Annotated in this window: 19 protein-coding genes; 5 read left to right on the forward strand and 14 right to left on the reverse strand. The window is 61.6% G+C overall.

Annotation, left to right across the window (positions count from 1 at the left end):
• The first annotated feature begins 181 nt into the window (after positions 1-181).
• On the forward strand, positions 182-1,093 hold the full coding sequence (gene xerD / locus PG898_RS12225) for a site-specific tyrosine recombinase XerD (protein WP_270824254.1): 912 nt from the start codon (positions 182-184) through the stop codon (positions 1,091-1,093).
• 116 nt (positions 1,094-1,209) lie between these two features.
• On the opposite strand, the gene PG898_RS12230 is transcribed toward xerD, so the two are convergent.
• From PG898_RS12230 to PG898_RS12240, 3 genes are all read right to left on the reverse strand, one after another.
• Positions 1,210-3,561 (reverse strand): hypothetical protein, encoded by a 2,352-nt coding sequence (locus tag PG898_RS12230; protein WP_270824253.1) that lies wholly within the window; start codon positions 3,559-3,561, stop codon positions 1,210-1,212.
• Between the two features lie 751 nt (positions 3,562-4,312).
• Positions 4,313-4,720, reverse strand: a complete 408-nt coding sequence (gene mscL / locus PG898_RS12235; RefSeq protein WP_005329794.1) for a large-conductance mechanosensitive channel protein MscL — start codon at positions 4,718-4,720, stop codon at positions 4,313-4,315.
• 358 nt (positions 4,721-5,078) lie between these two features.
• A complete protein-coding gene (locus tag PG898_RS12240) occupies positions 5,079-6,773 on the reverse strand; it encodes a hypothetical protein (protein ID WP_182788037.1) in 1,695 nt (564 codons plus the stop codon).
• A 442-nt stretch (positions 6,774-7,215) separates the two neighbouring features.
• Here PG898_RS12240 and PG898_RS12245 point away from each other — a divergent pair, with 442 nt between their 5' ends.
• The 4 genes from PG898_RS12245 to nqrE all read left to right on the forward strand — a co-directional run bounded on the left by PG898_RS12245 (position 7,216) and on the right by nqrE (position 11,872).
• Positions 7,216-8,565 carry a sigma-54 dependent transcriptional regulator gene (locus PG898_RS12245; RefSeq protein WP_231557478.1) on the forward strand — a complete coding sequence of 450 codons (1,350 nt, stop codon included), beginning with the start codon at positions 7,216-7,218 and terminating at the stop codon, positions 8,563-8,565.
• A 101-nt stretch (positions 8,566-8,666) separates the two neighbouring features.
• Positions 8,667-10,397, forward strand: a complete 1,731-nt coding sequence (gene recJ, locus PG898_RS12250; RefSeq protein WP_182788040.1) for a single-stranded-DNA-specific exonuclease RecJ — start codon at positions 8,667-8,669, stop codon at positions 10,395-10,397.
• A 271-nt stretch (positions 10,398-10,668) separates the two neighbouring features.
• On the forward strand, positions 10,669-11,100 hold the full coding sequence (locus PG898_RS12255; RefSeq protein ID WP_270830627.1) for a hypothetical protein: 432 nt from the start codon (positions 10,669-10,671) through the stop codon (positions 11,098-11,100).
• A 172-nt stretch (positions 11,101-11,272) separates the two neighbouring features.
• A complete protein-coding gene (gene nqrE / locus PG898_RS12260) occupies positions 11,273-11,872 on the forward strand; it encodes an NADH:ubiquinone reductase (Na(+)-transporting) subunit E (RefSeq protein ID WP_043129091.1) in 600 nt (199 codons plus the stop codon).
• Positions 11,873-11,920: 48 nt separating this feature from the next.
• On the opposite strand, the gene PG898_RS12265 is transcribed toward nqrE, so the two are convergent.
• From PG898_RS12265 to rsfS, 11 genes are all read right to left on the reverse strand, one after another.
• Positions 11,921-12,439, reverse strand: coding sequence for a GNAT family N-acetyltransferase (locus tag PG898_RS12265; protein WP_171268622.1), 519 nt, complete (start codon positions 12,437-12,439; stop codon positions 11,921-11,923).
• Positions 12,440-12,603: 164 nt separating this feature from the next.
• Positions 12,604-13,569, reverse strand: a complete 966-nt coding sequence (lipA, locus tag PG898_RS12270; RefSeq protein WP_270824251.1) for a lipoyl synthase — start codon at positions 13,567-13,569, stop codon at positions 12,604-12,606.
• A gap of 85 nt (positions 13,570-13,654) precedes the next feature.
• Complete coding sequence (lipB, locus tag PG898_RS12275) at positions 13,655-14,332, reverse strand: lipoyl(octanoyl) transferase LipB (protein ID WP_043129089.1); 678 nt, start codon at positions 14,330-14,332, stop codon at positions 13,655-13,657.
• An 82-nt stretch (positions 14,333-14,414) separates the two neighbouring features.
• Positions 14,415-14,678 carry a DUF493 family protein YbeD gene (gene ybeD / locus PG898_RS12280; protein ID WP_005329804.1) on the reverse strand — a complete coding sequence of 88 codons (264 nt, stop codon included), beginning with the start codon at positions 14,676-14,678 and terminating at the stop codon, positions 14,415-14,417.
• Between the two features lie 289 nt (positions 14,679-14,967).
• Positions 14,968-16,197 (reverse strand): D-alanyl-D-alanine carboxypeptidase family protein, encoded by a 1,230-nt coding sequence (locus tag PG898_RS12285; protein ID WP_042649625.1) that lies wholly within the window; start codon positions 16,195-16,197, stop codon positions 14,968-14,970.
• A gap of 192 nt (positions 16,198-16,389) precedes the next feature.
• Positions 16,390-17,322, reverse strand: coding sequence for a septal ring lytic transglycosylase RlpA family protein (locus tag PG898_RS12290; RefSeq protein WP_270824250.1), 933 nt, complete (start codon positions 17,320-17,322; stop codon positions 16,390-16,392).
• The gene (gene mltB, locus PG898_RS12295; protein ID WP_270824249.1) at positions 17,264-18,277 is read right to left on the reverse strand and encodes a lytic murein transglycosylase B; all 1,014 of its coding nucleotides are present in this window, start codon (positions 18,275-18,277) and stop codon (positions 17,264-17,266) included. Before mltB ends, PG898_RS12290 begins: the two co-directional genes overlap by 59 nt.
• Entirely contained in the window at positions 18,277-19,380 is a 1,104-nt protein-coding gene (rodA, locus tag PG898_RS12300) for a rod shape-determining protein RodA (RefSeq protein ID WP_005329812.1), read from the reverse strand. Before rodA ends, mltB begins: the two co-directional genes overlap by 1 nt.
• 66 nt (positions 19,381-19,446) lie before the next feature.
• Positions 19,447-21,375 carry a penicillin-binding protein 2 gene (gene mrdA, locus PG898_RS12305; RefSeq protein ID WP_182788054.1) on the reverse strand — a complete coding sequence of 643 codons (1,929 nt, stop codon included), beginning with the start codon at positions 21,373-21,375 and terminating at the stop codon, positions 19,447-19,449.
• A gap of 99 nt (positions 21,376-21,474) precedes the next feature.
• Entirely contained in the window at positions 21,475-21,942 is a 468-nt protein-coding gene (gene rlmH, locus PG898_RS12310; protein ID WP_005329815.1) for a 23S rRNA (pseudouridine(1915)-N(3))-methyltransferase RlmH, read from the reverse strand.
• Positions 21,943-21,962: 20 nt separating this feature from the next.
• Positions 21,963-22,301, reverse strand: a complete 339-nt coding sequence (gene rsfS, locus PG898_RS12315; RefSeq protein ID WP_270824248.1) for a ribosome silencing factor — start codon at positions 22,299-22,301, stop codon at positions 21,963-21,965.
• Positions 22,302-22,408: the final 107 nt, after the last annotated feature.

Genomic DNA, 22,408 nt, shown 5'->3' on the forward strand with positions numbered 1-22,408 from the left:
GCTCTTCTCTTGATCGCAGTAGGCAAGGGGGGTCGGGCAACCATGGGGTCGGACCGCCCGAGTGAGGGCGCCAGTCTAGCAGATTGCCCCTCGCGCTTCACCGCCTGGTGTGCCTGCCCCTGGTGTATGCGCCGGCCTGGCAGGCTACAATGGGCCACCGTTTGCCCAAGACCAAGACCCCATGACCAAGCCTGCCCCTGCCGTGCACAACCATCCCCTGATCGAGCCCTTCCTCGATGCCCTCTGGCTGGAGCGGGGCCTGTCCGACAATACGGTCAGCTCCTATCGCACGGATCTGGAAAAGTTTGCCCTCTGGCTCGATGGGCAGGGCGGCTCCCTGCTGCTGGCGGGAATGGACGACATCCAGCACTATCTCGCCTGGCGGGTGAACAATCAGTTTGCGGCGAGCAGCACGGCCCGTTTCCTCTCGGCCCTGCGCCGCTTCTATCAGTATCTCAACCGGGAAAAATTGCGCAGCGATGATCCGACAGTGCTGCTGGAGGGGCCCAAGTTGCCCAAGAAGCTACCCTCGGATCTCAGCGAGGCCGAGGTGGATGCGTTGCTCACGGCGCCCCTGGTGGACGATCCGCTGGAGCTGCGGGACAAGGCGATGCTCGAGTTGCTCTATGCCACCGGGCTGCGGGTCTCCGAGCTGGTGGGGCTCACCGCCGAGCATGTCAGCCTGCGCCAGGGGTTGGTGCGGGTGGTGGGCAAGGGCAACAAGGAGCGGCTGGTGCCCATGGGGGAGGAGGCGGTCCACTGGCTGGAGCGCTACTACAGAGAGGCGCGCACCCTGCTGCTGGGGGGCACCAGCTCGGACGTGGTCTTCCCCTCCAAGCAGGCCAGGATGATGACCCGCCAGACCTTCTGGCATCGCATCAAGCTCTATGCCCAGCGGGCGGGGATCAGGGGGGAGCTATCCCCCCACACCCTGCGCCACGCCTTCGCCACCCATCTGCTCAATCACGGCGCCGATCTGCGGGTGGTGCAGATGCTGCTGGGGCACGCGGATCTCTCCACCACCCAGATTTACACCCATGTGGCCAACGAACGGCTCAAGGCGCTGCACGGCGAGCACCATCCCCGGGCCTGAGTCCGTGAGGCGGTCTCTTTGACCCCGTATCCCCCGCGCCCGGGCAAAGAAAGGGGGCGATGGTTCAACCGTCGCCCCCTGAATAGCCCAGTTTCCTGGCCTGTTTCACAACATCATCATTCCAGCGTTTGGATGGTGACCTCCACTTCTGCCTTGACCTCGTTGAGCTCGTCGTCCTTCAGGGTAACCACCAGAGGCTCAGGGTTGATCGCCTGCAGGTCGATGTTGCCAAGATCGGCGAGGCCGGGTTCGAGCTCCAGCACGAAGGCGCAATCATAGTGGCCGCCTGGCAGTATGGTCCCGCCCGTGGTGCAGAAGGCGAAGGGCCCGAAGCCGCCCTCATGGGTACTCACCCCGGGCTCATCGTAGAGGGTGAAGCTGCCCGGGATCCCGTTCCCATCCGCTACATCGACCCCCTTGAAGGTCAGGGCGGTGACGGTCAGGGTGTCTACTCCGTTGTTGCTGATGCGGACAAAGCCGGCGGCCTTGAGGGCAAAGAGCTTGCTGATGTCAGGTTTCTCATCGGTGAACATCACGGTGGCGTCATCGCTGTCGGTCACGGTCTGATTGTCCTCATCCTTGCCACTGATGGTCGCCGTGTTGGTGTGACTCTCACCAGCATTGCCCTGCAGATCCTTGGAGAGGGTGCAACTGGCCGACTCACCCGGGTTCAGCATGAAGCCGGACAGTGCCACGGCGGGCACGAGTGTGACGCCGTTCTTCTTGCTTACCTGGCACAGGCTGGTCAGATTGCCGAACACGTCATCATCCAGGTCATTGAAGGTGACCTTGTCCACGCCGCCGGCATCGACGGAGAAGGTGAAGGTATAGGCCACCGAGCGTTTCTCGTCGGAGTCACCCGTCTCGAGCACACTGATGGGCACGGCATCCTTTTGCAGCGTGATGGTCGATGCCACGTCATTGATGTTGACGGTGGCACTGTCATCTCCCGTTGCCTCATCCCCCTCGTTGTCCAGGGCCTTGGCGGTCACCTTGTTGGTGTGTACATCGCCAGCGTTGCCACCGACAAACTCGGTGAAGCTGCATTCGAAAGGTGAGCCCTTGAACAGGGCCACGCCGCTGCCCAGATCGCAGGTGCCCTGCCCGTCCAGATCGCCGAACTTGTCGTCCACCAGGCTGGTCAGGGTGAGCGGATCGTCGTGATCGCCCGCGGTATTGGTGACCCTGACGGTGTAGGTCACATTGGCCCCCGGCTCCAGCACCTCGTCAACGGAGGGGGTCTTCTCAACCGCGATGGCTGGCGGGAGATTGGTGATCTCGACCATCTTGGCCGCGCTGCAGTTGTTGCCTGCAGACTGGAAGCCGGTCGGGCAGGTGCTGCCGTCACCGACCGTGCCGCCGTTCTTGTCCTTGAACAGGGCCACTATGTTGTCGACGTACTTCTCGGGACTCTGATCGTTGGGCAGATCGCGATCCTTGATATGCAGGGTGAATTCGCAGCTGTAGGTCGCGTTGGGCAATACCTCCTTCGTCGTCGAGCCTGCAGCGGGTTTCGCACAGGTGCTGCTGAGCAGATAGATGCCGTCCGCCGTTCCGACGCTTTCGGTGGCGCCCCAGAGATCCACGCTCTTGTCGTAGGAGCCATCTCCGCCCACATCGATCTCATCCTTCAGGCTGGCGATATACAGAGAGGCGGCACTCGAGTTGGTAAAGCTCAGGTTGTAGGTGAACACGCCACCCGGCTCGGGCAGGCTGGTCGGCTCGACCGTCTTGGTGATGGTGGGTGGCTCAGGCCTGATGAACACGTTGATGGCGAAGCTGTCACAGTTGCACTTGGACTTGGTGGCGGGCACGGCGCCGGGAGGCACTGTGCTCTCGCTGCAACTCAGGCTCTTCTGGATGTCCCAGGCCGCGCAATAGGTGAACAGGGCCTTGTTGGGGTCCGTGGGGCTGGGCTGACAGAGCATGGTGATGGGCTGGTTGAGGAGCGTGTATTGGTCGGTACCGTTGGCCTTGGTGATGTCGCCGCAAGTATCCAGGAAGTCCGTGGCTTTCAGTTTCGGCTCCAGATTCACATAGGCGACCTGGCCATTCTCCCCGGCGTCGCTCGCCTTGGGCAGTACCAGGCTGCAGTTTCTTGCCCCTCCTTGTACCACCTGCGGGCTCTGGGACGTTCTCGGCAGGTAGAAGGTGGTGTCATAACGCTCGCTGGCGTTGGTCTTGATGGTCACGTCTGCATTGAAGGTGAACACCTGGCCGTTGGTGCACTCCTGGTTCGGATTAACCGGCACTACTTTGGAGACCTCGATGTCCTTGGCCGTGCAGTTGAGGCTGCCGCCCGCGAGTGAGCCACCCTTGGCAATATAGGCGTCTGCCATACAGGCCTCTTGTTGCAGGCCCGGAAAGATGCCGGCCCAGGCCGGGGTGAGGCTGAGCCCCCCCAGCATGACGATCCCGAAAGGGACCGTCAGGGATTTGAGCAGGCGATTGCGCTGACTTGGTTTCATAGCATTTCCCTCTTCCTATCTTGTGGTTCTTGGTTCCATGTCACTCGGCTGCGACTGCCTGAACCGAGTGATGTCCCAGGCCCGGACGTGACCACGCAGAGGGCCGATCTCCTGCAAACGAGACTGGGGATCGGGCACAGCTCTGTGGGGTGGGCATCGATAGACAGCACCCCTGCAGCAAGGAACGCACCAAATAGATAAGTGTTTGAATAGAAAGAGATTAATGAGTTTTTCAGCATTGTTTACGAGCGTATGTCCATCAAGTTGTAACGATGACATGGGGTCGTCAGCGGGGGTGAGATGATAGGTGTATGATAAATAAAGATTTTTTAATTATTCCCTCTGTTACAGCGATGGAACAGAGGTGTACCGAATGCGGTTCCGTCAGCCGTTGCGATTGCGGGATGTCATGAGGGGCGTGGGCGAGTCGCCAAGGCGGCTCGGGTGATTGCAAGCAGGATGGCGCCCTTTGGACATGGCAGCCGGGAGCCCGAGTGTCGGGTTCCCGGCCTCTGTATCAAGGCTGAGACAACCCCATCCCCTTGACTGCCCTGCATCGGCTCCTGTCGAGGGGCTGGCGTGTTGCATGTGCGGTGCCGAGGTGGGAGGAGAGCGGTACAAAGTCAGGATGAATGTGGAGGGGAGCCAGGGGAGTGCTCTCTGGCTAAAAAGCGAGGGAGGCACAGGCCTCCCTCTTGCTACTGGTTTCTTGCTGGCATGCGCGCTGGCGACGTCCAGGGGACCCGTGCGCTTATTTACCCTGCTGGGACTTGAGCAGGTCGCGGATCTCGGTCAACAGCTCCTGATCCTTGGTGGGGCCGGCCGGGGTGGCGGCCTCTTCCTGCTTCTTCTTGAGGGTGTTGATGGCTTTGAGCCCCATGAAGATGGCGAAGGAGATGATCAGGAAGTCGATGATGGTCTGGATGAACTTGCCGTAGGCGATGACCACGGCCGGGATGTCGCCTTCGGCAGCTTTCAGGGTGACGGCGAGATCGCTGAAATCCACCCCCCCGAGGATCAGGCCGATGGGCGGCATGATGACGTCGCCCACGAAGGAGGAGACTATCTTGCCGAAGGCGGCACCTATGATGATACCGACCGCCATGTCGATGACATTGCCGCGGGCGGCAAAGGCCTTGAACTCTTGAATCAGACTCATTTTTCCCCCTAAAAATGGACGGCGTGAGGTCGGGCCCCACGTCGAATCTGGATAATAAAACATCAGTAAAACAGAGGGATGACCATGATCTATCCCGTCGTCCTGATTAGCTTGCGGGGCTCAAGCCCGATTGGCAACCTGTATGAATGAGAAATTTTTACATTCGGTGTTATTAACTCATCGATAACTAAGCAGGGCAATGCGATCGGAGAGCAGCTGTGCATGCTGTGGAGAGATGGTGGGGTCATCCTGGGCTCAGGAAGATTGCGATGCCTTGTCGGCGTCATGAAAGTCGGCGCCATGAAAAGGGCCATGGTCTTCACCATGGCCCTTGTGGTTTAACCCTGATCAAACCCTGTTACTGCCCTGGAGTGGGGCAATCTGGGCAAGTCGGACAGAGCGGGCAGGTAGCCGTTGCCATGTCGGTCGCGGTGCCAAAGCCCAGGGGCGCAGTCCCTGTGGCCGTGACCGTGTCGCTGAAGGAGATGGAGCCCGGGTTTTCCGACCCTGCACTACTCGGCGTGTAGGAGCCCGAATAGTCCTTGCAGTCCGCCGCGTTAAGCGTGCCGATGTTGTGCACATTGCCGCTGGGGTCGTCGGTGACGGTCACGCCGCTCAGGTTCAGCGGCGGTATGAGGCCCACCCCTGTGGTGTTGCAGACCTGGCCGCTGTAGTCGACCCTGATCACCAGCTGGCTACCCTCATCGATGACCTTGGTGCTGCAAGCCTTGGTGACGCTGATCCCGGGTTCTCGTTGGACCGTGGGGCAGGCTGCAGTGGCGGATGCGGTGATCGTCTGCAGCCCGCCATCGCTGGAGGCGGCCTTGACACTGACACCGTTGGTCGGCCCGTTACCGGCGGCGCCAAAGCTGCCGCTGTAATCTTCCATTCCCCCTTTGGGTATGGAATCGAAGTTCGCGACGATGAAGTCATCGCTGGTGTCTGCCGGGGTACCGTTATCATCGGTGACGACGACGTCATAGATGGTGCCAAAGCCTCCGTTGGTGACGACGCCCTCGAAATTGAAGGTGAAGCCGGTCTCGGTCTCGTTGAGGTCACCGCCGGTACAGACCTTGGTGATCTCGACCTTGCACAGTTCGAAGTTGTCCAGCACGAAGTCCTTCAATGCGGCCGTGAAGGAGCTGGAGGAGCGGGTCTCGGCCATGAAGCTGCTGAAGCAACCGTCACTGCCGCCGACGATCTGGCTAAGGTTGATCCCACCCTCGAAGAAGCTCTCGAAGGGGAAGGTACCCTGAGTACCGCTCTTGGGGGTGTAATCGCTCCACAGGCCGCCGACACCGTTCGCCAGGGTGCTGGCGGGCACGGGGACGTTACCCGTGTTGGTCAGGGCACAGGCGAGGTTGGCACCGCCCTGGCTGGCACAGACGACGTCGTTGGCACCCGAACCTTGCAGCTTGAGTCGCAGATTGGCGGCGGCACATTGTCCCGGCTGTGGGTTGTTGTTGGTCGCCTTGCTACAGGTCGGATCCCAGGTCACCACGGCCAGATAGGGTACCGCGTTGCTTGCCTGCGGGAAGTTGATGAGCACCAGGGTATCCCCCAGGGTGTGCTTGCCGCTGAACTTGCCGTTGGGCAGGGCGGTGACCTTCTGTTTGAAGAACCAGAACCCCATGAAGGCGTCGCCTACATTGGAGATCCTGTCGGCGCCGAAGTAGAGCAACAGGTCGCTATTTTCGTTGTATGCGGCGGCATAGGCGTGGGTCAGGTCATCCTTGTCGGGCACCGAACCATCGCTCCAGCTCCATTTATCGATATCCAGTATGTCTTTATCCCCTCCGCCAAAGATGCTCCTTGGGGCGGTGTCCTGGATGATGCCGGTGAACTTGGTGGCCCCTCCGGTGTCGGGTGGGGTATCCCAGTCATCACTCATGACTGCACCTGTGTCGATGTTGTCCTGCGGGTTGGCATCCAGCTCGAACGGTGACTCCGCCGTGGCGGCCAGTACCGGCGCACAGAGCGTCAGCAGCAAGGTCAGGGCCGTGAGACCGTGCTGCCAACAGCGTGGCCAGAGAGGTATTGCTCGGGTATCCATGTTGCATTCCTTCTGCTTGTTGTTGTCCATGTCGTCCGGTTCTACTTGCACAGCCGGAGGCGCTGCATGAATGCAGACTTCGTTCCATATGGATAAAGCATTGAAAATGAATGAAAAAATATTTTTGTCGATGAGATGGAGTGACGGCGTTGTTAACCGAAGGAGACAGAGATTGATGAATTATCGGTGTCTGAGCAGGCTTCCCATTGAAAGGGGGCTTTTTGGCACTGTTCCCGAGGCGAAACAAAGGGGGTATACCAGTTGCCTTGCTGGACTGGCAAAGCAACGCCATTATGTTGTTAAGATATTGTTTTAATTTATTTTGTTGTCTTTTTGGGGCCTGTTCGAGTTCGTTTTTATCCTTGTTTCAGAAGTGGCACATGTAGGCCATCTATCCAATACTTTGCACATTGTTTGGCCGCAGAGTTGTGGAGTGTTGTTGATGGAGATTCGTACACTACTGTGTGTCAACACGAGCGAGGTGTGGCGCCCTCCGTCACATGCATCTTCACTGGGGTGGCGTTTTTGTTCGGCCTCATCGCCTCAGGAAGCTTTCAGCTACTACGCACAACAGGCGCCCAGAGTCGGTCTGGTGCTGTTGAGCGAAGATGCCGCCGAGGCGGTGGAGACCCTGTTTCGTCAGACATGCAGCACCATGATCTGGGTCGCACTCGCTCCCCCTCATCTGCTGGCCCTGCCCAGGGTGCAAGAGCTGCTCCTGAACTACTGTTTCGACTATCACAGCCTGCCGGTAGAGGATGATCGTCTGCTCGCCGTGCTGGGGCATGCGTTTGGCATCGCCTGCTTGAGGAGGGGGGCTCATCGCCCCTGCGATCGTGGCAAGGAGGAGGGGGGAATTATCGGTACCAGCCCCGTCATGCGGCAGATGATGAATCGGGTCGAGCGACTGGCGAAGGCTGATTCGTCGGTGATATTGCAAGGGGAGAGCGGCACGGGCAAAGAGCTGGTTGCCCGGCTGATCCATCGGCACTCCCAGCGGGCGGATGGCCCCTTCGTTGCCGTCAACTGCGGCGCCATTCCACCCACCTTGATCCAGTCAGAACTGTTTGGCCATGAAAAGGGCGCTTTCACCGATGCCTGGCGCCGTCACATTGGCTGTGTGGAGCGGGCCCATCACGGTGTCCTGTTTCTCGATGAGATAGGGGATCTCCCGTTGCCGATGCAGGTCAATCTGCTGAGATTCTTGCAGGAACGCACCATAGTGAGAGTCGGTGGCGTTGAGCCTATCGAGGTGGATATCCGGGTGATAGCCGCGACAAACAGGGTGCTGGATCAGGAGATGGCGCAGGGCAATTTTCGTTCCGATCTCTTCTACCGTCTCTGTGTGCTGGACTTGGCACTACCTCCCCTGCGTGAACGGGGGGAGGATATCATCTTGCTTGCCCAGTATTTCCTGAACAAGCTGGGTAATACCTTGAATCCCAAGGTGAATGGTTTCACTGCCAGCGCCATGCACCAGATGATGAAGTATCACTGGCCTGGCAATGTGCGGGAGCTCAAGAACCGGTTGGAGCGAGCGCTGGTCCTGTGTGAAGGGTGCCGCATCGATCACCAGGATCTGGGGCTGGCGTTGCCGCTGGTAGAGGGTGCCATTCGACCTCTAAATCTGGTCAGGGCCGAGGCGGAATGCGAGGCCGTGCGCCGGGCTTTGGTGCTCTGTGGCAACAATGTGACCGAGGCCGCCCGGCATCTCGGGATCTCCAGGCTCACCCTCTACCGGGTGCTGGAGCGTTCTGCACCTCCTCCTCCTCCCGAGGCCCTGATTTCCTAGCGTCTCTCCCAAGCTGACCTGCCGCTGTTCTCTGCTCGCCTGAGGCGTGTATCATACCGCCCTGCCATCGTCTCACCGTATTAGAAGACAGGATTGACACCATGCCCCTGCAAATCCGTCGTCGTCCCCGAGTGGATGACGCTCACCTGCCAGATACCCTGCACCCCCTGCTTCGCCAAATCTTCGCCAGCCGTGGGGTGGAGGATCCCGCCCTGCTTGAGCGCAGCGCCAGTCAGCTGCTGCCGCCCCAGCGCCTGTTCGGCATGGAGCAGGCGGTGCCCCTGCTGGCGGATGCCCTGACGGCGCAGCAGCGCATCCTCATCGTCGGCGACTTCGACTGCGACGGCGCCACCAGCTCGGCCCTGTGCGTATTGGCCCTGCGGGCCATGGGGGGTCATCACATCGATTTTCTGGTGCCCAACCGCTTCGAGTTCGGCTATGGCCTCACCCCCGAGATCGTCGAGCTGGCGGTGGCCCGCGGCGCCGAGTTCCTCATCACGGTGGACAACGGCATCTCCAGCATTGCCGGGGTGGCGGCGGCCAAGGCGGCCGGGATGCGGGTACTGGTTACCGATCACCACTTGCCAGGCCAGGAGCTGCCTGACGCCGATGCGATAGTGAACCCCAACCAGCATGGTTGCGACTTCCCCTCCAAGTCCCTGGCCGGGGTGGGAGTGGCCTTCTATCTGATGGCGGCCCTCAATACCCATCTGCGCCAGAGCGGCTGGTACGAGCGCCAGGGTATTCGCGCCCCCAATGTGGCGGATTATCTGGATCTGGTGGCACTTGGCACCGTCGCCGACGTGGTAGCGCTGGATGGCAACAACCGCATCCTGGTGCATCAGGGGCTGCAGCGGATCCGGGCCGGTCGCTGCCGTCCCGGCATCCAGGCGCTGGTGGACGTATCGGGCCGCGACGGTCGCCGGCTGTGTGCCGCCGATCTCGGCTTTGCACTGGGGCCGCGCCTCAACGCGGTGGGCCGGCTCGATGACATGTCCCTCGGGGTCGCCTGTCTGCTGAGCGATGATCTCAATCTGGCGCGCCAGCTCGCTTCCGAAATGGACAGCCTCAATCAGGAGCGCAAGGAGATCGAACAGGGGATGCAGCAGGAGGCCCTCGCCACCCTGGAACAGATCCGTTTTCGCGATGGTGAAGTCCCCTCCGGCATCGTGCTGCACAAAGACGAGTGGCATCAGGGAGTAGTGGGGCTGGTGGCCTCCAAGGTGAAGGAGAAGTACTACAGACCCGTGATTGCCTTTGCCGAGAGCAGCGACACCGAGCTCAAGGGTTCGGGTCGCTCCATTCCCGGGGTACACCTGCGCGATGCCCTCGAGTTGCTCGACACCCGCCATCCAGGTCTGATGGGCAAGTTTGGCGGCCACGCCATGGCGGCGGGGCTGACCCTGCCCAAGGCCAATATCGAGGCCTTCGGCCGGGCCTTCGAGACGGTCATCAGCGAGCTGGTGACCCCGGAGCTGCTGACCGGGGTGCTGCTCACCGATGGCGAGCTGCTGCCCGATGAACTGAGTCTGGAGTTGGCGGAGCTTATTCGCGCCTCCGGCCCCTGGGGTCAGGCCTTCCCCGAGCCGCTGTTCGACGGCGAGTTTGTGCTGGTGCAGCAGCGGCTGGTGGGGGAGAAACACCTCAAGATGATGCTGACCACCGATTCCGGCCATGCGGTGGATGCCATCGCCTTCGGGGTCGATCTCAAGCGTTGGCCGGACGCCTCGGTGAAGCGGGTGCGGCTGGTCTACCGGCTCGACGTCAACGAGTGGCGCGGCAACCGCAGCGTCCAGCTGCTGGTGGAGCATCTGGAAGCCGCCGGGCTCTAGTGGGCAGGCATCATGTCCGGCAGCCAAAACGGTCATCCTGGGGTGGCCGTTTTTGTTGCAAGAGCGGCTATGCCCTCACTGAATGGGGCTCAGGGGGCGAGGAAGGGAGTCCGTTCCTAGCTGTTTTCATTGAGGTGTAAAATGCTCATTTTGTGGATAAAACAGGTCTGTTTGTATTGAATTTAGCTAGCTAACGGATGCCAAAATTCAATAAAAAGAGCAATCGTGATATATTAACCCTCGCCTAACCCCTGGCTTTTTCAAGGAGTCTGTGCCCTTGCCACCCCCTGGCCGACAATTGCGCTGGCCGATGGCGTTCGCCGTCGCCTGCCTGCTGTGGCTTGCCGCTTCTGCCGCGGCAGGGCTCGGTGCGCCCGCGCTGTCGACCCAGGGGACATCGACATCCTCGATGCAACTGCACGAGCCCCCTGCGCCGGGGTTGGCCGACAGCGTCAGCCTGCCGCCTGCCTCCCAGTGGCGGCTCAGCTTCGAGCAGGGGCGGCGGCTGGAAGGGACCAGGGGCCCGGATCTCTACCAGATGTTGCTGGCCTGGTTCCAGCACGAGATCCTCGGCCTGCTCTGCGGCCTGCTGTTCTTCCTGCCCCTCATCTATCTCAGACAGTGGCCGGGTTGCTTGGGTCATCTGCACCAGCGGCAACTGCTCTGCCATCACCTGCAATTTCGCTTCTGCCACGGCGACTAGTGTCCTTCCCCTCGCCGGGCGCACGCCTTCTCTGTCACTGATCCCTTTTTGTTGATCCACCGATCCCTGTCGTCTGCGATCGCGCCCGTGCTGACTGTCATCCCGTTCCTGCCGCTGGCCCCTGGTCAGGGGCGAACATTCTCTTTGCACAATCAAGTGGTGAGCCGGATTCATGGACTATTACGTCAATTTGTTTATTCAGTCGATCTTTGTGGAAAACCTGGCCCTGGCCTTCTTTCTCGGCATGTGTACCTTCCTCGCGGTGTCGAAGAACATCAACACCGCCTTCGGCCTTGGCATGACGGTGCTGGTGGTCATGGTGATCGCCATTCCCCTCAACAACCTGATCTACCGCCATATCCTGCGCCCTGACAGCACCTTCCTCGGGGAGTTTGACCTGAGCTTTCTCGATTTCATCATCTACATAGGGGTGCTGGCGGCCCTGGTGCAGGTGATGGAGATGGTGCTGGACAAGCATTTCCCGGCGCTCCATCAGGCCCTGGGGATCTACCTGCCGCTGTTGACGGTGCACTGCGCCATCTTCGGCGGCGTCATCTTCATGGCCCAGCGGGATTACGACTTCATCGAATCCCTGGTCTATGGGGCTGGCTCCGGGCTCGGCTGGCTGCTGGCCATCGTCGCCATCGCCGGCCTGCGCCAGAAGATGAAGTACTCGGACGTGCCAGAGGGATTGAGGGGCATCGGCATCACCTTCATAGTGGCTGGGCTGATGTCGCTGGGCTTCATGTCGTTTTCCGGGATCTCGCTGTGAGCGTCGGCTCGCCATGGCATGAGGAAAGAGGGTCGATGACGAGAGCCATCAACCCAGCGTCTTGGCCATGTTGTAGCCCGTGATGTGAAAACCGATCTCTTCGTAGAGTGCCCTGGCTCTGGGATTGTCATGGGCGACCCTCAGCTTGATCTGACTGACGCCAAGGCACTTCAACTCGGCCTCCAGCACCGCCATGGCGGCCTTGCCATATCCCAGGCCACGATGGGCCGGGAGTGTGTAGAAGTCATAGATAAAGGTGGTGTGGGCGGCGCTGTCGACACAGTGCCAGAGATAGCCGGCGATGGCCGCCGTCGGCGCGACTTCATTCCCCGTATTGCCACTCACAGTGTCACTCACAGGGAGGATGCAGAGCAGGCTCTGGCCCGGTGTGGCGGCCCCTTGGGGCAGGTGTTGCAGCAAGGAAGCCTCGGCTTGATGGCGGGCATCGGCCAGGGTCAGCCCGTGATTGCTGGCGAGATCCTGGGCGTAGTCGTCGATGAAGTAGTCGCGATAGGCGGGGAAAGCCGCCTCATCCATGGGGATCAGACGAACGATAGGGGTTGGCATCTGAGTGTCACTCAAGGAAAGGGAGTCGCCACCTTAACCCCGGCGCCGGGAATTAGCCATGGGGTTGGCCGGGCGTGTCGAGTCCGACATGTTCAACAAGAAGAGCGCCCTTGGGCGCTCTTCTTTTAGCAGGAGAGGTTATTTGACCCCTCTTTCGGGCGAGATCATTTGACCTCTTCGCCCTTGGCTTGCAGATCCGCATGGTAGGAGGAGCGCACGAAGGGGCCGCAGGCGGCGTGGCTGAAGCCGAGATCCATGGCGACGTCCTTCAGCTCGTCGAACTCTGCGGGCGGCACGTAGCGCTTCACCGGTAGGTGGTGACGGCTCGGCTGCAGATACTGACCCAGGGTCAGCATGTTGACGCCGTGCTCGCGCAGGTCCTTGAGCACCTGGACGATCTCCTCGTTGGTCTCGCCAAGGCCCATCATGACACCGGACTTGGTCGGCACATGGGGGTGCATCTCCTTGATGCGGCGCAGCAGCTCCAAAGACCACTTGTAGTCGGCACCCGGGCGGGCAACCCGGTACATGCGCGGGGCGGTTTCCAGGTTGTGGTTGAACACATCCGGCGGCGTCTCGCGGAACACCCCCAGCGCCTGCTCCATGCGGCCGCGGAAGTCCGGGGTCAGGATCTCGATGCGGGTCTGGGGGCTGTGCTCGCGGATCTGCTTGATGCAGTCGGCGAAGTGCTGGGCACCGCCGTCACGCAGATCGTCGCGGTCCACCGAGGTGATGACCACGTATTTCAGCCCCATCTCCTTGATGGTGAGTGCCAGCTTCTTCGGCTCCTCGGGATCCAGCGCCAGCGGGCGGCCGTGAGCCACGTCGCAGAAGGGGCAGCGGCGGGTGCAGATGGCGCCCATGATCATGAAGGTGGCGGTGCCGTGGTTGAAGCACTCCGCCAGGTTGGGGCAGGAGGCCTCTTCACACACCGAGTGCAGCTTGTTCTTGCGCAGGGTGCTCTTGATGTGCTCGATCTTCTGGCTCGACGGTGGCAGCTTGATCCGCATCCAGTCAGGCTTGCGCAGCACTTCCTCGTTGGGATCCGGCATAAATTTCACCGGGATCAGGGCCATCTTGTCGCCATCGCGCAGCTTGACGCCCGGCTCCATACGAACGGGTTTGCTCATGATTCACTCTCGGTGTTTGTTATTGTCTGATTGATAGCCACCAGGGTCCTGTCGGGGCCCTCATGACCACGCAGCATGGGCTTGTTCATGCTGCCTCTTCGGTATTCGTGATCGTCTCATAGCCAATCAGGCTGGCCAGCTCCATCACCAGGATGGATTGCGCCTCGGCCACGCTCTGTGGGCCGCCCAGGGCGCTGGTCTGGGTCATGGCCATGCCCGCATAGCCACACGGATTGATGCGCAGGAAGGGGGTCATGTCCATGTTGACGTTCAGCGCCAGCCCGTGGAAGGAGCAGCCCTTGCGGATTCGCAGGCCCAGGGAGGCGAGTTTGGCCTCCATGCCCAGATCGTTCTTCACGTAGACGCCGGGGGCATCGGCCTTGGCATAGGCCTCAATACCGCTCTTCGCCAGGGTATTGATGATGGCGGTTTCCAGGCAGGTCACCAGTTCGCGCACAGAGAGCTTGCTGCGGCGCACGTCCACCAGCACGTAGAGCACCAGCTGGCCGGGACCGTGATAGGTCACCTGGCCGCCGCGATCGCTCTGCACCACCGGAATGTCACCGGGGGCGAGCAGATGCTCGGCCTTGCCAGCCTGGCCCTGGGTGTAGACGGGGTCGTGCTCCACCACCCAGAACTCGTCCGGGGTATCGCTGGTGCGGTTGTCGGTGAAGGCCTTCATGGCGTCCCACACCGGCTGGTAGGGGCGACGGCCCAACTGTCTGACTAACAGCCGTGGCTGGGCGGGGATCTGTGATGACATCTTTCCTCACTGACGGCGCTTGCGTCGGCAAAACAGAATGGCAAATAATCGCTCGCCCCGATGGCGGGGCGAGAGAGGCGACTCACAGGACGTAGCGAACCAGCTCGATCTTGCCGAGTGCGGTGTACATGGCTTCGATGTGCTCCTTGCTCTGGGCGGTGACCGTCACTCGTACCGAGTGATAGTTGCCCTTGGTGCTGGGCTGAACGGTCGGGCTATAAGTGCCTGGGGCGTGTTGCTGCAGCACTTCAACCACTTGATCCGGCAGGGCGGGATCGGCCACGCCAAGCACCTTGAACGGGAACTTGCAGGGGAACTCCAGCAGCTCATCAAACTTGGTATTCATCTCACTCACCTTTAGTGTCGTCATCAAACGACGTCATCTTGCATCTTGTTTGGCCGAGGGGCTCGGGCCGCCAGTCGCGTCAACCATGGGCACGGTTCCACGTTATATGGGCATTGCCCGGCACGGGATCAAGGCCCGCCAGGTCGACAAGACGTGGGAATGCTGCTTTTTACCACAAATGGAGCGTCGGCGGAACCTGCAGATTGCAGGGTTATTCACTGCAATTGCACGGTAAAGACAGCAGCGGCGCCTGTTGGCGCCGCTGTTTGGTGATGATAATAGGCCTTGCTTATTTGAACCAGCTGGATACCAGCATCACCAGGTAATCCCACAGACGGCTCATCAGGCCACCTTCCTGCACCTCTTCCAGGGCGACCAGCGGAACCTGCTTGATCTCCTTGTCACCCTGCTTCAGGAACACGGTACCGACACGTTGACCCTTGGCCAGCGGTGCCTTCAGTTCGCTCTCGAGCTGGAAGTCTGCCTTCAGGTTGTTGCCCTGACCACGGGTGACCAGCACGGAGACATCCTGATCGACGCCCAGCTTCACCTCGGACTTGTCGCCCATCCAGATCTTCTGGGTGACCAGCTCGGTACCCGCCTTGTAGGGGGTCAGGCTCTGGAAGAAGCGGAAACCGTAGGTGAGCAGCTTCTTGCTCTCGGCGGCGCGGGAACCTTCGCTGCTGGCGCCCAGCACCACGGCGATCAGGCGCATGCCCTCGTTGTTGGTTGCGGAGGAGACCAGGTTGTAGCCGACCTGGCTGACGTGGCCGGTCTTGATGCCATCCACTTGCAGGGACTGATCCCACAGCAGGCGGTTACGGTTGTGCTGGGTGATGCCGTTGAACACGAACGACTTCTGGGAGTAGATCTTGTACTCCTCCGGCAGGTCGCGGATCAGCGCCTGACCCAGACGGGCCATGTCATGGGCGGTACTGTAGTGACCCTCCGCATCCAGACCGTGGGGGTTCATGAAGTGACTGTCGTTCATGCCGAGCTTGGCGGCCCAGGAGTTCATCAGGCTGGCGAAGGAGTCGGTGCTGCCCGCCAGGTGTTCGGCCATGGCGACGCAGGCGTCGTTGCCGGACTGGATGATGATGCCCTTGTTGAGATCATCGACCGAGACCTGTTTGCCCACCTCGATGAACATCTTGGAGGAGTCGGAGTAGTTCTTGGACCAGGCGTTCTGGCTGATGGTCACCATGTCGGTGCGCTTGATGTTCCCCTTCAGCAGCTCCTGGCCGATGATGTAGGAGGTCATCATCTTGGTCAGGCTGGCGGGGGGCAGACGCTCTTCGGCGTTCTGCTCGGCGAGCACCTGACCGGAGTAGTAGTCGATCAGAATATGGGCCTTGGCGGAGATCTCCGGCGCGGCAGGCACCACCATGGGGGCGCTGTTCAGGGTGGGGACCGGCTGGGCAGTCGGCAGAGCCGAATCCGGCGTCGGTACCGGCTGGTTGGCCTGGGCGGTCGCGCTTAGCAGGGAGGCCAGAATAACGGAACGGGCAAATTTGGACATCTTGAAATTCCTGGTGCCTGGATGGGGATTACCCAAGTTGAAAAAAAGCGGGCTCCACTATACCAGATGTGCCGGTCGGTCATAGTCCGGCGTGCCATCTGGTCTGGTTTTTTATCCATCGATTGTCGACGTCACGCCGGGAAACGACGTGACGCCGAGGGAAAGTGACGGTTCACTCTGTCGACCCTGTCATCAGGGAACGATGAAAGCCTGTTCCAGCCCCCCCTGCCGGATCTGCTCCAGCAGACTGGCCTGTTGATCGGCGGCGACCGGTCCCAGCAAGACCCGGAAAATGGCGCCGTATGCCACCACCTGGTAGGGCACGCCATAGCGCTGGGTCATCACCTTGCCCATGGCCTCGGCTCTGGGCTGGGAGCCGCTGGCCAGCACCTGGATCATCTTGCCCTGGCCGGTTGCGGCCTTGGGTGTGGAGAGGGTGGTGGTCGCCGTGGCGGCCGCAGCGGGAGCAGCCTTGGCCGGGGCGACTGCGGTCGCAGCCGCTGGCTGGGCTTCACCCAGGAAGGCGGCCTCCTGGGCTGCCGGTTGCATGGGTTGCATCGGCGTCATGGGCACCATCTCGACCATCTGATCCGGCTGATCGGTAATGAGTTCCAGCCGCACCCGGGCCTCGCCGCCATCGACCATCTCCAGCTGTGTGGCTGCAGCCTGGGAGAGATCGATCAGGCGTTCGCTGCCGAAGGGACCGCGATCGTTGACTCGCACTATGGTCTCCAGCCCGTTGTCCAGGTTGGTGACCCGCACATAGCTCGGCAGTGGCAGGTTGCGGTGGGCGGCGCTGAACAGGGTGCTGTCCTGCACGTCGCCGTTGGCGGTCTTGTTGCCATCGAGATCCTGAGACAGCCAGCTGGCGGTGCCCTCCTCGCTGTAGTGCTTGATGTCGCGCCACACCTCGAATTTCTGCTTGCCGATCCAGTAGTCACGGTTGCCGCTCTCGCTCAGGGGCTCTGGGCGCGGGATGGCGCCGGTCGCCTGCGGGATCTCGATCACCTGGGGTTTTTCCTGCGGGATGGGTTCGGGCGGCAGCGGCTGTGGCTCCGGCTGGCTGCTACAGGCGGCCAGCAACAAGGTCAGGCTGAGGGGGAGAAGTCTGTGGCTGTAATGCATAAGCGTCCTGGATGGCTTGACTGAGTTGATGCACCGCCATCGCATAGAGGGGGCTGCGGTTATAGCGGGTGATCACATAAAAATTGTGGCGCGCGACCCAGTATTCGGGCCCGTCTGCCTGTTCCAATGCCAGCAGTTTGACCGGCGTGTCCGGTGCCAGCGGGGCGGCGAGCTCGATCCCGGCGGCGGCCAGCTCGGCCCACTGCTGCTTGAGCTCGGGCTCTGGCCTCAGCAGGGTACCCACAGGCGCCAATCCAATCAAGGCGGGCTCCACGACGGATTCCCCCCAGCGCCAGCGGTGCTCGGCGAAGTAGTTGGCCACGCTGCCGATGGCATCTGCCGGGTTGGCAAACAAATCCCGCTTGCCATCCCCGTCAAAATCGACGGCGTAGTGACGGTAACTGGAGGGCATGAACTGCCCCATGCCCATGGCGCCCGCGTAGGAGCCCTTCAGGCGGGTGAGTGGCCACTTCTCCTCCCGGGCAAGCAGCACCAGCTGGGCGAACTCCTTGGCGAAGAACTCCTCGCGCGCGGGGTAGTGGAACCCCAGGGTGTAGAGGCTGTCGAGCACGGAATGGCGACCCATCTGGCGACCGTAGAAGGTCTCTATGCCGATGATGGCGACGATGAGGGAAGCGGGCACCCGGTAGTGCTGCTCGGCCCTGGTCAGGGTGACGGCGTGGCGTTGCCAGAAGCCGACCCCGTTCCTGATCCGCTCCGGGGTGACGAATAGCGGCCGGTAGCGATGCCAGGGCTTGGCCTCCCAGGGGCGGGTTATGGTGTCGAGCACTTCCTGGCGCAGTTGGGCCTTTGCGGTGGCTGCCTGCAACTCGGCAAGCGGCACCGAGTGCTGCAGGGCGAGCCGCTCCAGCTGCGGTGGCTCGGGGGCCGCACCGGCCGTCAGTGACACGGCCGTCAGCAACCAGCAGGCCAGCCCCCGCCACCCCAGACTCATCAGGCAAGCAGCCTTCTGTGGGTCTGGATGGACATCAGGATGCCGAAGCCCGCCATCAGGGTCACCATGGAGGTGCCGCCATAGCTCACCAGGGGCAGGGGGACCCCCACCACAGGAAGGATGCCGCTCACCATGCCCATGTTGACGAACACATAGACGAAGAAGGTGAGGGTCAGGGCGCCGCCGAGCAGGCGCTCGAAGCTGTTCTGGGCCTGCATGGAGATGAACAGGCAGCGGCTGATGATGTAGAGGTAGATCACCAGCAGCAGGGCCACGCCCACCAGGCCGAACTCCTCGCTGAACACCGCGAAGATGAAATCGGTGTGGCGCTCCGGCAAAAATTCCAGCTGGGACTGGGTGCCCTGCAGCCACCCCTTGCCGAACACGCCGCCTGAGCCGATGGCTATCTTGGACTGGATGATGTGGTAGCCGCGCCCGAGGGGATCTTTCTCCGGGTCCAGCAGCATCAGTACCCGCTGGCGCTGGTAGTCGTGCATCAGGAAGAACCAGAGCACCGGCATAAAGGCGGCGATGAGCAGCACAGCCAGACCAATGAGCCACCAGCTGATCCCCGCCAGGAAGATCACGAAGAAACCGGAGGCCGCCACCAGGATGGAGGTGCCCAGGTCGGGCTGGGCCGCGATCAGCAGGGTAGGCAGCAGCACCATCACCAGCGCGATCAGCACATGGCTGAACTTGGGGGGCAGGGAGTGCCGGCTGAGCCAGGCGGCCACCATGATGGGCATGGAGAGCTTCATCACCTCGGAGGGCTGGAACTTCATGAAGCCGAGATCCAGCCAGCGTTGTGCCCCCTTGCCGATGTGACCGAACACGTCCACCGCGATGAGCAGCAGCACCACCAGGGTGAACAGGGGCACGGACCAGCGCGCATAGAGGGAGGGGGGCAGCTGGGCCAGGCCTATCATCAGGCCGAAGGCAAGGCCGCCGCGCACCAGCTGGCGCACGATGGAGTCCATATCCTGACCGGAGGCGGAGTAGAGCACCACCATGGAGAGGGTCATCAGCGCCAGCAGGCCGAGCAGCAACGGCAGGTCGATGTGCAGTCGGTACCAGAGGCTCTGTTGGCGGGCGGAGTTACTCATGATGGGAGAAGCCCTCGTGCTGCATGGATGGCCTGGGGAGGCAAGATGCCTTGCAGGCGTGCGGAGTTACTCATTGGGAACGGCCTCGCTCTGATCCGGGCTGGGGGTGGACGGCTTGCTGGGGGCGGGGGGCAGCTGTGGCTCCGGCGGCAGCAGGTAGGCATCCAGCATGTGGCGGGCGACCGGCGCCCCCATGGCACTGCCGCCACCGGCGTTTTCCAGCACCAGGGCGACCACGGCCTTGGGGGCCTCGAACGGCGCGAAGGCGACGAACAGGGCGTTGTCGCGGTGCTCCACCTTGGTGGTAGCCGCGTTGTAGACCTGGTTCTCTTTCAGGCCCACCACCTGTGCGGTACCGGATTTGCCCGCCGCCTTGTAGGGGGTATTGGCAAAGGCGCGGCGGCCGGTGCCCTCGTGACCGTTGATGACGCGCCACATGCCGTCCTTGGCCACCTGCCAGTAGGTGTCGCTCTTGGCGGCGATGGCCACGTTCGGGTTGATGGGGGCATTGACCACGCCATCCGCCGAGGCAGTGCTCTTGAGCAGGTGCGGCGTCACGTCGTGACCGTTCTGGGTCAGGATGCTGATCGCCTTGGCGAGCTGGATGGGCGTGGAGCTCCAGTAGCCCTGGCCGATACCGATGGAGATGGTGTCCCCCTGATACCAGGGCTGGCGCCAGCGTGCCATCTTCCAGTCGCGGGACGGCATGACCCCCTTGGTCTCTTCATAGAGGTCGACGCCACTGTACTGACCGAAACCGAACTTGGTCATGTAGCTGTGGATCTTGTCGATGCCGACCCGGTAGGCGAGATCGTAGAAGTAGGTGTCCGCCGATACCTCGATGGCGCGATAGACGTCGAGCCAGCCATGACCCCAGCGGCGCCAGTCACGAAACTTCTTGGTGGTGCCCGGGATGGAGAAGCTGGGGCCACCGAAGTAGCGATAGTTGGGGGTGATGGCCCCCTCGTTCAGCCCCATCACCGCCATCATGGGCTTGACGGTGGAGGCGGGGGCATAGATGCCCTGGGTGGTGCGGTTCACCAGCGGGCGGGCCGGATCGTTGAGCAGCGCCGAGTAGTTGGTGCTGGAGATGCCGGTCACGAACAGGTTGGGGTCGTAGCTCGGGCTCGACTCCATGGCCAGGATGGCGCCGGTATTGGGATCCATCATGACGATGGCGCCCCGACGACCGGCCAGCAGCTCCTGTGCTTTAAGCTGCAGGCGGATGTCGATGTTGAGGTAGATGTCCTTGCCGGGCTCCGGCGGCTGGAACTTGAGGGTGCGCACCACCCGGCCGCGGTTGTTGACCTCGACCTCCTGGTAGCCCGCCACGCCGTGCAGCTGATCCTCGTAGAACTTCTCCACCCCCTGCTTGCCGATGTCCTTGGTGGCGGCATAGTTGGCGAGCTTGTCCTCCTTGTCGAGGCGCTCCACGTCACGGGTGTTGATCTTGGCCACATAGCCCAGCGCATGAGTCAGGGTATCGCCAAACGGATAGTAGCGCTTGAGATAGGCCTCTATGCTGGCGCCCGGGTAGTTGTGCTGGTTGACCGAGAAGAGGGCGACCTGATACTCGGTCAGCTTCTCGAACAGGGGCACCGGTTTGAAGCGGCGCTGGCGCTTCACCTCGGCCAGGAACCGCTCCTTGGTCCCCTCCGGCAGGGCCAGCAGGGTGATCAGCTCGTCGGCTGTCTTCTCCAGATCCTCGGTCTCTTCCGGTACGATTTCCAGGCTGTAGACCGGGCGGTTTTCCGCCAGCAGCACGCCGTTCGCGTCATAGATGAGGCCCCGTGGCGGTGCCACCGGCACGACCCGGATCCGGTTGTCGTTGGAGCGGGTCTGATAGGTTTCGTAAGACTCTACTTGCAGGTAATAGAGATTACCCAGCAGCACCAGCATGAGGACGACCATGCCGATGTAGGCGACCAGGGTGCGCCGGAAGAACAGACGTCCCTCGGCACTGTGATCGCGCATTTCGATGCGATTCTTCAGCATGCCGTTACCTTATGGCTGACGTGCGGGTGAGAGAGGTGGTATGCATGCTCAGGCTCCGGGGGCAGGGCGGGTGAGCGGAATGCGTGGGCTCTGCATGGATCACTCTCTGTGATACGGATGATTGGTGGTGATGCTCCAGGCGCGATAGAGGCTCTCGGCCACCAGCACCCGCACCAGCGGATGGGGCAGGGTCAGGGGTGACAGGGACCAGCTCTGCTCGGCGGCGGCCTTGCACTCGGGGGACAAGCCTTCAGGCCCGCCCACCAGCAGCGCCACATCCCGGCCATCGAGCTTCCAGGCTTCCAGCGACACGGCGAGTTGCTCCGTGGTCCAGGGCTTGCCGGGAATGTCCAGGGTGACGATGCGCGAGCGGCCGGCGGCGGCCAGCATGGCTTCCCCCTCCTTTTGCAGGATGCGGGGAATGTCGGCATTCTTGCCGCGTTTGCCCGCGCCTATCTCGACGAGTTCGAACGGCATGTCTTTCGGGAAACGGCGACGGTACTCTTCGAAGCCATGCTCTACCCAGGCAGGCATCTTGGTGCCCACTGCAATCAACTGGATCTTCATCGTTCTTTACGCTTGCACCCTTATTGCACCTGTACTTGGGCGCCGCCCCAGAGCTTTTCCAGTTGGTAGAAGTCGCGAAATTCATCCTGCATCACGTGGACGATGACGGAACCCATGTCCACCAGAACCCATTCACCGGTGAGCTGACCTTCCACGCTGAGCAGGTCGAGCCCCGCATGGCGGGCCTCACTGGCCAGGTTGTGGGCGATGGCGCTGACGTGGCGATTGGAGTTGCCGGAGCAGATGATCATGGTGTCCGTGATGCTGGATTTGCCGCGTACATCCAGGGTGATGATGTCGCGGCCTTTCATGTCATCGATCTTGTCGACGATAAAGGCGAGCAGTTCTTGGCCTTGCAATGTCTTCTCCTATCTTCCGGCGCCAGAGGGCGGCGGATTATATCATGGTCACTCCCGTTTCCCAGTCTGGCAAAGGGGAATGGATCCGGGGTCGCCGCCATGGGCAA

The sequence above is a fragment of the Aeromonas sp. QDB31 genome, assembly GCF_027707605.1.
Lineage (GTDB): Bacteria > Pseudomonadota > Gammaproteobacteria > Enterobacterales > Aeromonadaceae > Aeromonas > Aeromonas media.